Below are 16,125 nucleotides of genomic sequence, written 5' to 3' on the forward strand. Positions count from 1 at the left end.
ATGGAAAACAATAACGACCTTACCCAGAGACGGGCCCGTCTGACGCCAGAGCAGCAACAGCGACTAAAACAGCGGCTTCAAATAAATAGTGATCAGGTGCCCCCGAAATCCACTATTTCACGCCGTCATGCCAGCGAATCTGCACTTGTTTCCTATGCTCAGCACCGCCATTGGTTTTTATGGCAACTGGATCCGCAAAGCACGGCGTACCATCTCAGCGGCGTGTTGCGTTTGCTTGGGAAGTTGAATACTGAAGCATTGCAAGTCAGTTTTCAAACACTGGTAGCACGGCATGAATCGTTGCGCACGGTTTTTCGGGCCAATGCAGAAGGGCTGCCGGAGCAGATCATAGAACCGGAAGGCAAGTTTGAACTGACAATGATCAGTTTGTGCGATTTACCGGTAGGGCAGCGCATTCAACGCGCGCGTGACGAAGCGATCCGGATCAACGCAACACCGTTTGATTTGACGCAAGGCCCCCTATTGCGCGTTGCCTTGATTCAGGTTGAGGCAGAAGAACATCATCTGGTGGTTGTGATGCACCACATTATTTCCGATGCCTGGTCCAATCGCATCATCATCGACGAATTTGCCGCGTGCTATCGTGCACACATTGAAGGGGATCCGTTACTGTTGCCGGAACTTCCGGTTCAATATGCCGACTATGCGCAATGGCAGCGTAACTGGCTGGAAGCAGGAGAGAAAGATCGTCAATTAATATACTGGCGCAATCAGTTGGGTACAGAGCATCCGGTATTGCAGCTACCGACTGACCATGCGCGTTCGTCGAACAGCAGTTACCAGGCGGCACAGCATGATTTCACTTTGCCCGATTCACTGGCAACTCGCTTGCAATGCCAAGCGCAGGATCGGGGAGCAACGCTGTTCATGATGTTGCTGACCGGCTTTCAGGCATTGTTGTACCGCTACACCGGTCAAGGCGACATTCGCGTAGGGGTGCCGATTGCCAATCGTCACCGGGCGGAAATAGAGAATGTTGTGGGCTTGTTTGTGAATACTCAAGTATTGCGCAACACCATTGATAGCCGCATGCCGCTGAGCATAATACTTGAGCAATCCCGTGAAGCGGCTTTGGGTGCGCAGGCATACCAGGACTTGCCGTTTGAGGAACTGGTTGAAGCGCTGCAACCGGAGCGCAGCTTGAATCAGAATCCACTGTTCCAGGTCATGTTCAATTACTTGCGCGAGGACTATCGCGCGCTGCAGCAACTGCCCGGTTTAACGGTCGAAGAATATCAACCCAGGGAGCGGGGGGCGCAATTCGAATTGACGCTGGATATCGTGGAGAGGCCGGAAGGCCGGATTGATGCGCGCTTTACTTACGCCACCGAGCTGTTTGAACCGGGGACAATCAAGCGGTTAAGCGAACATTACTTAAAGGTTCTGGAACAACTGGCTGAATGTCCGCAGCGATGTGCAGGTGACATCACGTTATTAAGTGTGGATGAATGGGAGCGGCTGAAGAACTGGGGAGTGAACGAACGGCGTTATGCCAATATTGAGCCCGTGCATCGGCTGATCGAACATCAGGTGGCAGTTCATCCTGATTCGATAGCACTTATTTTTGCTGATACCGAACTCAGCTACGCAGAACTGAACTGTCGCGCGAACCGGTTGGCGCACCGGCTTATTGCACTGGGCGTTAAACCGGAAACTCGTGTGGGGATTGCGGTTGAGCGTTCAATCGAGATGATCGTGGGTCTGCTGGCAACGCTCAAGGCGGGTGGTGCGTATGTGCCACTGGATCCGGATTACCCGCAGGATCGTTTGAATTACATGGCGATGGATAGCGGCATTGAGTTATTGCTGACACAAAGTCATATCAGACAGAAAATTCCACTGCTTGCAGAGTGTGAAATACTGGAACTGGATAGACTTGACCTGGCAAAAGAACCGGAGCATAACCCAAAAATCAATTTGCACGGCGAGAACCTCGCCTACATCATTTATACCTCGGGCTCCACCGGAAAACCTAAGGGCGTAGCCGTGCGCCATCACGCATTGGGTCATTTCATACTGAGTATGCTTGAGTCACCTGGTATGGAAGCTGGTAATACGCTGATATCAGTTACTGCATTCTCATTTGATATCGCCGGTCTGGAGATTTATCTGCCTTTAAGTGCAGGCGCGCGGTTAGTGTTGGCATCCCGGACAATAAGCCAGGATGGACCCCAGCTCGTGCGCTTACTCAAAAATTACCAGCCAAATGTGTTTCAATCGACACCGGCTGGGTGGCGCGTGCTACTGGCAGCCGGGTGGAAAGGTTGGCAGGAAGAAAATCACTTATCGTTGAAATGCTTATGTGGTGGAGAAGCGTTATCAATCGATCTGGTGAATCAGCTGCAGGCATTGAATGTTGAGTTGTGGAATATGTACGGTCCCACTGAAACAACTATTTGGTCAATCATCGGAAAAATCAACCAAAAAGTGATAACACTTGGTGCGCCTATTGCCGCTACCCGGTTGGTCATTCTCGATACCGAACTGAACCCGGTTACTTGCGGTATGCCAGGAGAATTATATCTCGGTGGTGCAGGGCTTGCGCGGGGTTATCACAATAAATCAGGTTTAACTGCACAACGATTTGTAGCTGATCCATTCAATGAGAAAGGGGAGCGACTTTACCGTACGGGAGATCTGGTGAGATGGCGATCAGATGGGCAGATTGAGTATCTGGGACGCCTAGATCATCAGATTAAGATCAGAGGTTTTCGTATCGAGTTGGGTGAAATTGAAACGCAACTGCTGCTACAACCGCAAATCCGGGAAGCGGTGGTGGTAACAAAAGAAAGGCTGGATAGTATAAGGCTGGTTGCTTACATTTCTTGTCGAGAGGAAAGTAAGATAAATACGGCTGAACTGCGTGACGTCCTGGCAGAATCCCTGCCGGACTATATGATTCCATCAGCAATAGTTATATTGGAAAGCCTGCCACTGAATGCGAACGGTAAGGTGGAGCGCAAACTTTTACCCGATCCGGAATTAATCGACATGAACCTCTATGAAGAACCGCAGGGCGAAGTGGAAGAAGCATTGGCGGCAATCTGGAAAGAAGTATTGGGTCTTCATCGAGTGGGACGCAATGACCATTTTTTTGAGCTGGGAGGACATTCTCTGTTGGTTTTGCAAGTCCAGCAGAAATTACAGGCCATGAGGCGAATTACATTACCATTGCGCGCCTATTTTGAGCACCCTCTTTTGAGAGAAATTGCTGCGATGGTACAAGCACAGAGTGTTTCAATTGCCGAAGAATGCAGCACATTGGATGAAATGGCAGAAATAATTAATTTATTGGAGAATTGATTGGAATTGAATAAACAAGATATTGCTAAACGGTTCGGTGCGCTTTCGGTTGAGAAACAAAAAGCCTTTCTCAATACATTGAAGGAACGAGGAATTGATTTCTCGTTGCTTCCTATCGTTCGGCAATCTCTGGAAAATTCTCCAATTCTATCCTATGCTCAGCACCGCCATTGGTTTTTATGGCAACTGGATCCGCAAAGCACGGCGTACCATCTCAGCGGCGTGTTGCGTTTGCTTGGGAAGTTGAATACTGAAGCATTGCAAGCCAGTTTTCAAACACTGGTAGCACGGCATGAATCGTTGCGCACGGTTTTTCGGGCCAATGCAGAAGGGCTGCCGGAGCAGATCATAGAACCGGAAGGCAAGTTTGAACTGACAATGATCAGTTTGTGCGATTTACCGGTAGGGCAGCGCATTCAACGCGCGCGTGACGAAGCGATCCGGATCAACGCAACACCGTTTGATTTGACGCAAGGCCCCCTATTGCGCGTTGCCTTGATTCAGGTTGAGGCAGAAGAACATCATCTGGTGGTTGTGATGCACCACATTATTTCCGATGCCTGGTCCAATCGCATCATCATCGACGAATTTGCCGCGTGCTATCGTGCACACATTGAAGGGGATCCGTTACTGTTGCCGGAACTTCCGGTTCAATATGCCGACTATGCGCAATGGCAGCGTAACTGGCTGGAAGCAGGAGAGAAAGATCGTCAATTAATATACTGGCGCAATCAGTTGGGTACAGAGCATCCGGTATTGCAGCTACCGACTGACCATGCGCGTTCGTCGAACAGCAGTTACCAGGCGGCACAGCATGATTTCACTTTGCCCGATTCACTGGCAACTCGCTTGCAATGCCAAGCGCAGGATCGGGGAGCAACGCTGTTCATGATGTTGCTGACCGGCTTTCAGGCATTGTTGTACCGCTACACCGGTCAAGGCGACATTCGCGTAGGGGTGCCGATTGCCAATCGTCACCGGGCGGAAATAGAGAATGTTGTGGGCTTGTTTGTGAATACTCAAGTATTGCGCAACACCATTGATAGCCGCATGCCGCTGAGCATAATACTTGAGCAATCCCGTGAAGCGGCTTTGGGTGCGCAGGCATACCAGGACTTGCCGTTTGAGGAACTGGTTGAAGCGCTGCAACCGGAGCGCAGCTTGAATCAGAATCCACTGTTCCAGGTCATGTTCAATTACTTGCGCGAGGACTATCGCGCGCTGCAGCAACTGCCCGGTTTAACGGTCGAAGAATATCAACCCAGGGAGCGGGGGGCGCAATTCGAATTGACGCTGGATATCGTGGAGAGGCCGGAAGGCCGGATTGATGCGCGCTTTACTTACGCCACCGAGCTGTTTGAACCGGGGACAATCAAGCGGTTAAGCGAACATTACTTAAAGGTTCTGGAACAACTGGCTGAATGTCCGCAGCGATGTGCAGGTGACATCACGTTATTAAGTGTGGATGAATGGGAGCGGCTGAAGAACTGGGGAGTGAACGAACGGCGTTATGCCAATATTGAGCCCGTGCATCGGCTGATCGAACATCAGGTGGCAGTTCATCCTGATTCGATAGCACTTATTTTTGCTGATACCGAACTCAGCTACGCAGAACTGAACTGTCGCGCGAACCGGTTGGCGCACCGGCTTATTGCACTGGGCGTTAAACCGGAAACTCGTGTGGGGATTGCGGTTGAGCGTTCAATCGAGATGATCGTGGGTCTGCTGGCAACGCTCAAGGCGGGTGGTGCGTATGTGCCACTGGATCCGGATTACCCGCAGGATCGTTTGAATTACATGGCGATGGATAGCGGCATTGAGTTATTGCTGACACATAGTCATATCAGACAGAAAATTCCACTGCTTGCAGAGTGTGAAATACTGGAACTGGATAGACTTGACCTGGCAAAAGAACCGGAGCATAACCCAAAAATCAATTTGCACGGCGAGAACCTCGCCTACATCATTTATACCTCGGGCTCCACCGGAAAACCTAAGGGCGTAGCCGTGGAACATGGGGCATTGGCAATGCATGTGCAAGCCATCGGCGAACTTTATGAGATGACGACGGAAGATCGTGAATTGCAATTTGCCTCGATAAATTTCGATGGTGCGCATGAACGCTGGCTGGTACCGCTGGCCTTTGGTTCAGCACTAATGCCGCGCGATAATGATTTCTGGTCTGTTGAACGTACTATTTCCGAAATTGACAACCATCGAATTACTATTGCTTGCTTTACACCGAGCTACTTGCAACAATTGGCAGAATTTTCCGGCAATACGGGACAAAATTTGCCTATTCGTTCCTATACTGTCGGCGGCGAAGCAATGAGCCGCACCAGTTTCAACTTTATACAAAAAACACTCCTTCCTCCGCGTATCATCAACGGTTATGGCCCTACCGAGACAGTTATCACACCCTTAATTTTTAAGGCATATCCAGAAACCCAGTTCGATTCAAGCTATATGCCCATTGGCTCACTAGTCGGTGATCGTACGGCCTATATTCTAGATGCAGAATTCAATCTGGTGCCGCAGCAAGTCATTGGAGAATTGTATCTTGGCGGGACAGGGCTTGCGCGTGGTTATTTGAACAAAGCCAGCTTGACAGCGGAGCGTTTTATAGCGAACCCTTTTGATGCAGAGGGAGGTCGTTTATACCGGACGGGTGATTTGGCGCGCTGGCGAATGGATGGACAGATTGAATATCTGGGACGCGCGGATCATCAGGTAAAGGTGAGAGGTTTTCGCATTGAGTTGGGGGAAGTTGAAGCGCAGTTGCAATTACAGCCTGATGTTAGGGAAGCGGTAGTGGTGGTGAAGGAGGGGCCCGGCGGTGTGCGTCTGGTCGCTTATGTTTCGCTACATGTTGGGTATGCGAGCGATGCTGCCATGTTGCGTGAGTCCCTTGGAAATACATTGCCGGATTACATGATTCCATCGGCGATCATCGTGTTGGAAAGTTTACCGCTGAATGCGAACGGAAAAGTGGATCGCAAGCTCTTGCCGGAGCCTGAATTTGTCAGCACTGATCAATATGAAACACCCCAAGGGGAAATAGAAGAGACATTGGCGGGAATCTGGCAGGAAATTCTGGGTATCGACCGTATAGGACGCAACGATAATTTTTTCGAGCTGGGAGGTGATTCGATTCTCAGTTTGCAGATTGTCACCAAAGTACATCGTGCAGGCTGGAAAATCACACCGCGGCAATTATTCGAGCGGCAAACGATAGCTGCCTTGGCGGTATTGACCAAACCGGTGGAAACGGTTGTCGGGATTATTCGTGAACAGGCCGTTTCTACGGGTAAGCCCATTCCCATGTTGCCCATACAACTCGAGTTTTTTACACAACAAATACCCTTGAGGCACCATTGGAATCAGGCCATGCCGTTGAGAATCCGGCAATCTCTGAATGTGCTGTTACTGGAGCAGGCGCTAAAGGCGATTGTTCAACATCATCGAGCGTTACGTTTTTGTTATGAAGAACAGATCGATAGCCGGTGGACACAAATTCCCACAGAATCAATATCGCAAGACCTGTTATGGAAGCGGCATGCCGCTGATGCGAAACAATTAATCGCGCTCTGCAACGAAGCGCAGCGTAGCCTGAATTTGCAGCAAGGTCCGTTGATCCGAGGCATGCTCGTCGATATGGCCGATCATACCCAGCGGTTGCTGCTGGTAATTCATCATTTGGTGATTGACGGTGTTTCTTGGCGCATTCTGATGGAGGATCTGGAAACTGCTTACATGCAGGCGTTGCGCGGTGAAGCAATTCTCCTCCCTGAGACTACCAGTGACTATTCCATATGGACTCAGCGGCTGCAACAGTATGCACGTAATCATGCAGCTGAATTTGCTCATTGGCAGAATCTGGCAAATATTTCCGCTGATTTGCCCTGTGATTTTCCGCAAGGTTCAAAGCGCACGCAATGCTATCAGAAAATCACGATAAACCTGAATCAGGAACAGACTCAGGCTTTACTCAAAGATGCGCCGGCTGCTTATCGCACGCAAGTCAACGACCTGCTCCTTACCGCACTGGGTAATGCGTTATGTCGCTGGAGCGGTCATAAAGAAATTCTGGTGGATCTCGAAGGTCATGGGAGAGAGGATCTCTATCCTGAAATTGATCTTTCGCGCACAATTGGATGGTTTACATCCATTTTTCCAGTAGCCCTAGGCGCATCGGGAGATCTGGCTCAGAGAATCAAGCAAACGAAAGAATATTTACGGTGCATACCGAACAAAGGGTTAGGTTATGGTCTGTTTAAATACTATGGTACCGAGGAGCAACGGCAAATTCTAGCCGAACTATCGAAGGCGCAAGTGGTATTTAATTACCTGGGTCAATTTGATGCCAATTTTGCAGAAGATTCGCTCTGGACGCTGGCCGAGGAATCAGTCGGCGAATCGATGGATGCCGGCGTTCTCCAGCAGCACGATTTATTGGTTAACAGCCATGTATACGGTGGTGAGTTTTTTCTGGAAGTGGGTTATAGCGAAGCGCGATATCTTAAAACAACGATAGAGGTATTTGTAAATGCGTTTGTGGTTGAGCTTGAAGGTGTGATTGAGCATTGCAAAGGAGATATTCAGGGTATCACACCGTCTGATTTTCCTTTGATTCAAATGACTCAGGATGAATTGGACAGTTTACCGATACCTATTGCGCGGCTCGATGATCTTTATCCGTTATCGCCAATGCAAACCGGGATGTTGTTCCATAGCGTATTTGATACGAATGAAGATATTTATCTGAATCAATTACGGGCGGATGTGGAGTACTTGGATGTGGAGCGTTTCAAAGCTGCCTGGGAGGCTGCGATAGATCGGCACGAGATATTGCGTACCGGTTTTGTTCAGGAAGGAAAGACCCCGTTACAATGGGTGGCCAAAATCGCTGAGCTGCCATTCATGGTGCATGACTGGCGTGATCTGAATATTCATTCGCAAACTGCCTGGCAGCAGGATCTTGATGCAGTGGCACAATCAGAACACACATTGGGTATTGATTTAACAAAACCACCGCTGGTTCGTATTGTCATTGTGTGCCTCGCTGATAATCGCTATCACGTCATTATGACGATTCATCATCTTTTGTTGGATGGATGGAGCACTTCTCAGCTAATGGGAGAAATACTGCGGCAGTATAGTGGTGAAACACTATCCCCGCCCCGCGCCCGATATCGGGATTTTATTCAATGGTTAAAAGATCGCGATCAGAAAAAATCAGAAATATATTGGCAGGAGCTATTGCATCATACTACCGAGCCGACAAGATTGGCCAATGTGATTTCCATGCCTGTAAGAAACATGGGATATCAAGAGCATGTACATCCACTTGACTCAGCTATTAGTAACAAACTGATTTCTTTTGCAAAACGTGAGCGTATCACGATAAATACCTTGCTGCAGGCTGTTTGGGCTCTTTTGTTGGGGCACTATACAGGTCAGCAAAGGGTTACCTTTGGAGTGACGATAGCCGGTAGACCCTCGGATTTGCTCGCAGCGGATCAGATTCTCGGACTCTTTATCAATACCTTGCCAGTGAGCATTGAACTTCGGCCCGAATTGACAGTGGGTAGCTGGTTGCGTGATTTACAAGTGCAAAACCTGGCTTCGCGCGAACACGAGCATACGCCTTTATATGAAATTCAACGCTGGGCGGGACAAAGCGGGCAAGGGTTGTTTGATAGTATTTTAATCTTTGAAAACTATCCGATTGATGAGGCATTCAAACAATATACGCCTGGAAAGCTTATTTTCTCTAACGTCAGGGGACTGGAGACTACCAATTATCCAATGACGGTTTCGGTCATAGAAAATGACGGGTTAAGTTTGCACTATGGATACGATTGTCAATTCTTTTCAGAAGTAACCGTCACTGGCATTGCAACTCGGATCGAGCAATTGCTTGAAAATATTACTCATAGTGAAAACAAATGCTTACATGATATTACATTTTTAGGTGCAGCAGAATGGAAACAGCTAAGAGATTGGGGGATCAACGATCAGCGCTATAATCGTAATGAACCCGTGCATCGTTTGTTTGAGCGGCAAGTAAATAAACAACCTGACGCCATAGCACTCATTTTTGATGACGTGCAGCTCAGCTACGCGCAATTGAACGAGCGTGCAAATCGATTGGCACACCGGCTGATCGCCCTGGGAGTAAAGCCGGAAAGCCGGGTAGGAATCGCGGTTGAACGCTCGATCGACATGGTAATCGGATTACTGGCGATACTCAAAACAGGAAGCGCGTATGTACCGCTTGATCCGGATTATCCGCAGGAACGGTTAAATCATATGATTGCAGACAGCACAATTGAATTGCTGTTAACTCAAAGCCCGTTGCGGAACCGGATTCCTCATTCGGTGGAGTGTAATATCCTGGAGTTGGATAGGTTGGATCTAACCGGGTATCCGGATACCGATCCCGATGTGAGGCTGCATGATGAACATCTGGCCTATATCATTTATACCTCCGGTTCTACCGGAAAACCTAAAGGCGTCGGCGTTGTTCATCATGCATTGGCTGAACATACATATGTTGCCATCGATTTTTTCAAACTGTGCAGCACAGATCGGATGTTGCAATTCTCCACTATCAATTTTGACGGCTTTATTGAACAGTTTTTCCCCCCTTTATGCGCGGGTGCAGCCATTGTGTTACGGGGCTCCCAGTTATGGGATAGCGAAATGTTTTATCGTGAATTGCTGGATAAACAGATTACCGTTGCCGATCTCACCACTGCCTATTGGTTTTTGCTCGTGCAAGATTTTGCCAAGCTAGGGCTGCGCAATTACGGTGCGTTGCGGCAAGTGCACGCGGGTGGCGAGGCCATGTCTCCGGAAGGAATCAAAGCTTGGCGGCAAGCCGGTATGGCTGGAATCACATTGTTGAACACCTATGGACCCACAGAAGCAGTGGTTACCGCCACAGTTGCAGATTGTGGCGGGAATAAATCCGTCGATAATTTCGACTCGACTCAAGTGACAATTGGGAAACCTTTGCCAGCACGACACATTTACTTACTCGATGCTAATTTGACACCCGTTATAGGCGGTGTGGCCGGTGAATTGTGTATCGGTGGTGAGCTGCTCGCACGGGGTTATCTCAATCGATCCGCATTAACTGCGGAGCGGTTCATCGCAGATCCTTTTGATAGCAAAGGAGGGCGACTTTACCGCACCGGCGATCTGGCCAGATGGCGAGCGGATGGACAGATTGAATATCTGGGGCGTCTGGATCATCAGGTTAAAATCAGAGGATTTCGTATTGAATTAGGTGAAGTTGAATCCCAACTATTGTTACAGCCGGGAATCAGAGAGGCCATTGTGGTGGTGAAGGAAGGATCGACCGGAGCAAAGCTTGCCGCGTATATATCCCTGCATGCAGGGGCGACGATCGATACAACTGAGCTAAAAGAAACTCTGACGCAATCTTTGCCTGACTATATGATTCCTGCGGTATTTGTCGTGTTAGAGAGTTTGCCATTGAATGCGAATGGTAAGGTTGCCCGAAACTTGCTGCCCGAACCGGAATTTGTCGGCACAAGTCAATACGAAGCGCCACAGGGAGAAGTAGAAGAAGCGCTAACGGCCATTTGGATAGAAGTATTGGGAATCAAGCGCATCGGGCGAAATGATAACTTCTTTGAGTTGGGGGGAGACTCTATCCTGAGCTTGCAGATTGTTACACAAGCACGCCGAATAGGATGGAAGCTTTCACCACGGCAACTATTTGAACAACAGACGATTGCCGCGTTGGCGCTGGTGACAGAAACAATGTCAGAACCTGTGCTTCATGAATCACAGCCTGATCGCGGTTATCTGGAAGATTATCTCGATGAAAAAATCATTGCAACACTGCCATTCGATAGTGACGAAATAAGAGATATTTATCCGCTGTCCCCGATACAGGAGGGCATGTTATTTCATACCCTGGAGGCGCCTGGTACCGGCCTTTATGTAACTCAAATCAGCGTTGAGGTGGAAGGGCTTGATGCAGCGCGTTTGGTGCAGGCTTGGCAGACGATGATTGCCCGATATCCGATATTGCGCACCGCTTTTTTATGGCGAGCGGGGCTTGCCCGCCCATTGCAGATTGTTCTCAAGCAGGCGGCAATGTTGGTCAATCACTTGGATTGGCGCGAAAAGGAGCTTAAAGAGGAACACATTACTGCGTATGCTGATCAAGAGTTGAAACGTGAATTTGATTTTCTCAATCCTCCATTGGCGCGATTAAGCCTGATCCAGATTGATGAAAATCGCCACCAATTAATATGGACTAAACACCATATATTGCTGGATGGTTGGAGCGATTCGATACTAATCAGTGATTGGTTACGCTATTACAATGGTGAAAAACTTGCACCGATCGGTCCCGATTACGGTACGTATGTGCACTGGCTGGAAAAACAAGATAAACAGGCTTCACAACATTTCTGGCAAGCTGAGCTTAGTGGCATTGAAGGGTCGACATTCTTGTCGCAAGCCGTTACCAAAAAGGTTGATAAGGAAGATCGACCGGAGTTTGCTCAAATTTATACGCGATTGAATGTTGAGGAAACGCGTTCATTGCAAATTTTTGCGCAACAAACACACATTACACTGAATACTTTTGTCCAGGCCGCCTGGGCATTATTGTTGCAACGATATACGGGGAAACAGACGGTTGTTTTTGGAGCCACGGTGTCAGGTCGGCCACTGGGGTTGTCTAAAGCGGACGAAATAGTCGGATTATTTATCAACACGATTCCTATTCCGGTAGAGCGGCATAGTCATCTAACAGTCAGAGAATATCTAAGCGTGCTGCAGAAAACCAATGCGCGCTTGCGCGATTACGAGCACACATCGCTGGCCGATATTCAACGCTGGGCGGGATTTTCTGGTCAGCCGTTGTTCGATAGCATTATCGTATTTGAAAATTACCCGATTAACGCAGCCTTACGTGATACTGAGTCATATGGATTGCGCTTTGGCGCAATGCAAGGCAAGGGATTGACAGGATATACGATGGATTTGCAGGTGACGGTCGAGGATACGTTGGAAATAGAATACTCATACGCTTGCAATGATCTCACCGATCAATTTGTACTGATTCTGCGTAATCATATGGAACTTTTGATGTGGGAAATGATGAGCGATCCGCAACGAATTGTTGGAGAACTGGGATGGCTGGGGAAACAAGAGCTTGACCGATTATTCCTTCTTCGTGGCAACTCAGATTCACGCCATGTGTCGCAGGCTTATCAGCCGGTTCATCGTCAGATCGAACGTAATGCAGCACTACAACCGGATGCCATTGCGTTGCTGATGGGGGACCAGGAAATATCTTATGCTGAACTGAATATGCAAGCGAACAAATTGGCTCATCGACTCATGCAACTAGGGATCAAACCGGAAATACGTGTAGGTGTTGCGATGGAGCGTTCTCTGGATATTATTGTCACGCTACTGGCCATACTTAAATCCGGCGCGGCTTATGTTCCTCTCGATCTGGATTATCCAACTGATCGGCTTGCATTCATGATAAAGGACAGTGTCCTATCGCTATTAATCACGCAAAGTAAAGTATTGTCGAAGCTCGAATTTGATGCCGCTGTACCTAAACTGGCCATAGATGCTATCAAGCTTGAGGCTGAATCAGCACGTAATCCGGAGATACCAGTTCATGAACATAATCTTGCCTATGTCATTTATACATCAGGATCCACGGGTTTGCCAAAAGGTGTAGCGGTGACGCATGGTCCACTTGCCATGCATTGCCAGGCGACCGGCCGGATTTATGATATGCATCCCCGTTCCTGCGAATTGCTTTTCATGTCATTTTCATTTGATGGTGCACATGAACGTTGGTTAACCGCATTGACTGTCGGAGCTGGTCTAGCGATACGGGATCAGGAATTGTGGACTGCCGAGCAGACCTATGATGCTTTGCGTCATTATAGTATTACTAACGCCGCATTCCCTCCAGCTTATCTGGGGCAGATTGCCGAGTGGGCGATGCCACGTAATGATCCGCCACCGGTAGAACTCTATGTGTTTGGCGGTGAAGCCATGCCCAAGACTTCGTATGATTTGATCCGCCAAACCTTGCGGCCGCGCACGCTGATCAATGGTTATGGGCCGACCGAAACTGTGGTGACGCCATTGATTTGGAAAACACAAGCCAGCAACAGCTTTGATTGCGCTTATGCACCGATTGGACGCCCTGTAGGTGAACGCGTTGTGTATGTCTTGGATGTCGATATGCAACCGGTGCCAATGGGTATTGTCGGTGAGCTTTATATCGGCGGGTATGGATTGGCACGCGGATATCTGGGACGTGCCGGTTTGACCGCGGAACGCTTCATTGCCGACCCGTTTGATGAGCATGGCGGGCGCCTGTATCGTACCGGTGATCTGGTGCGGTGGATGGATGATGGCAATATCGAATATGTTGGCCGTGCCGATCATCAGGTAAAAATACGCGGATTTCGCATTGAGCTGGGTGAAGTTGAAGCGCGTATCCGAGAAGTAACCGGCGTTGCCGATACGGCAGTGGTAGTGCATGACGGTGTAACGGGTGCGCAACTGGCGGCCTATGTGGTTCCTGTTGAGGAAAAGTCGACGCAGAACCTGATGGCACAGTTGAAGCAAACGCTTGTCAAACGCTTGCCCGAATACATGCTGCCCGCGCACTTCATTGCGCTAACTGCACTGCCACGTTTACCGAACGGCAAACTCGATCGCAAACTGTTGCCACAACCCGGTGTCTTGGTGAGCGATACCTACCAAGAGCCATCGACACCTGAAGCCAAAATGCTCGCAGAGATATGGCAGGAAGTTCTGGGTGTGGCGCGTGTGGGAGAAACAGACAATTTCTTTGCGTTGGGCGGCGATTCGTTGTCGAGCTTGAAAGTCATTGCGCGTATACGCAGCCTTAATAATGAGAAATTGAATTTCAAGCTGCGGGATTTGATCCAGCGACCAACTATTGCCAGTTTGCTGGGATTGGATAAACGTGCTGCAACCGATACCAGTGGATTATTGGCGCTCAACCAATTTAGCGAAAACGTGACAATTAAACCATTATTCTGCATCCATGCCGGATTGGGTACCGTTTTTGACTACCAGCCGTTGGCGCGACAATTGCAGGGCGTGCGGGCTGTGTATGGGTTACCTTGCCGTATGCTGGCTGATTCCGCACACTGCGATATATCCTTAAATCAAATGGCAGAAGATTATTGCGCGATGATTCGCTCCATTCAGCCGGTGGGGCCGTATCATTTGCTGGGCTGGTCATTGGGCGGCACCCTGGTCGCCATGATGGCTGCATTGCTGGAAGCCAAGGGAGAAACCGTGGCATTCCTGGGTCTTATAGACCCCTTTATTCCTGTGGCTGAGCTAGCGCAACCCGATGACTGGCAACAGGATTTTGTTGGTTTTGTTGCCGTGGCAATTCCCGGTGTTATGCTTGATGCAACAGCATTACCCAATCAATCTTCGGAGGTAGGGTCAAAGCAAATAGTCGTCGATTTGCTGGAAAGCGTGTTGGCCATTAGGCAAGCCCAGCTTCAAGCTGGTAAACATACGGAATTTCAAGGCTATGCCGATATGGGAGCAGAAGAACTGGCGCAAATTTTTCTCGTGGCGCGTCATTTAAAAGCACTCTCACTGCAGACACTTGCCCTAGATCCTTTGAACACGCAAGCAATATGTTGGTGGGCGGCTGACCGTAAGGCAGACGAACGGCTTGTGCTTACCCAGCAAATCAAACCGGCTAAGATATGCTCGCTGGAAATCGATGCTGGCCATTTTGACATCGTGCGCGCCGAAACTTTGTTAGCAGGGGTGAAGTCGCTATTGATGACAGCCCAAAGGGAAATTGGCCGTGTTCACGGTGAAGAGAGCGGGGTTGCGAGAGAAAATCTTTAATCATTATCATTGTTCATACATTGATAATGATTGCACACCTAAGACGTGAACGATTTTTCGGGATATTAATTTGTCGTTATTCTAATTTTTTTACACTAATGGATGACTTTTTCTATTACCCTCTGTATGCTTTTAATAAGTCTGCAGAGTTCTAAGTAAGGAAATAGAGACGCACAGGAGGATAATTCATAGAGCAGACTGTTGGATTATTCTCGACCCAAGCTGTTTAAATCACTAATCAAGCAAAATCTGGCGAACCACTAGCCTATCAATTGAGAAAGGGGTTAAACATCATGAACGCACTTTTCACGCTGTTGGCTGCTTTTTTTGTTTCCTTTGTACTGGCGGGTTGTAAAGATCACCAGCTCACACCACCTCAAGAAATGATTTGTGGCACTATCCAGGGATTAACATGTCCGGATAAGCAGTATTGTGATTTTGGAGTCGGTCAATGCAAAATTGCTGATGCTCAAGGCATTTGCAAAGTTAAACCAACGATATGCACAAAAGAATACAAACCAGTCTGTGGCTGCAATGGAAAAACCTATGGTAATGCCTGTGAAGCGGCCGCGGCAGGTGCTTCCATTGATTATCCGAGCGAATGTAAAGCCGTAGAACCTCAAGTTTGCGGAGGAATTGCAGGAATTAGATGTCCAGGCAACCAAATCTGTATTGATGATCCAAGTGATAGCTGTGATCCTGAGCACGGAGGAGCAGACTGCCCAGGGATATGTGCAACCCAGTAGAAGTGGTGGGGTATCGTTATTTAGTTGACACGAAGAGCTTGTTCTGTTTTTTAAGATGTATAGATGAGATAGCCTGACATGAGCTCCACGTGTGAAGCGATGTAAGCAAAGAAAATATTGTCCATCA

General features: G+C 48.6%; 3 protein-coding genes. All 3 read left to right on the forward strand.

Annotated features, from left to right (window positions below; all coding sequences use genetic code 11):
* The 3 genes from CPG39_RS01315 to CPG39_RS01325 all read left to right on the forward strand — a co-directional run bounded on the left by CPG39_RS01315 (position 1) and on the right by CPG39_RS01325 (position 15,998).
* Complete coding sequence (locus CPG39_RS01315) at positions 1–3,324, forward strand: non-ribosomal peptide synthetase (protein WP_096291685.1); 3,324 nt, start codon at positions 1–3, stop codon at positions 3,322–3,324.
* Positions 3,325–15,252 carry an amino acid adenylation domain-containing protein gene (locus CPG39_RS01320; RefSeq protein ID WP_096291686.1) on the forward strand — a complete coding sequence of 3,976 codons (11,928 nt, stop codon included), beginning with the start codon at positions 3,325–3,327 and terminating at the stop codon, positions 15,250–15,252.
* 293 nt (positions 15,253–15,545) lie between these two features.
* Positions 15,546–15,998, forward strand: a complete 453-nt coding sequence (locus CPG39_RS01325) for a Kazal-type serine protease inhibitor domain-containing protein (RefSeq protein WP_096291687.1) — start codon at positions 15,546–15,548, stop codon at positions 15,996–15,998.
* Positions 15,999–16,125 lie beyond the last annotated feature (127 nt).

Source organism: Nitrosomonas ureae (assembly GCF_900206265.1).
Lineage (GTDB): Bacteria > Pseudomonadota > Gammaproteobacteria > Burkholderiales > Nitrosomonadaceae > Nitrosomonas > Nitrosomonas ureae_C.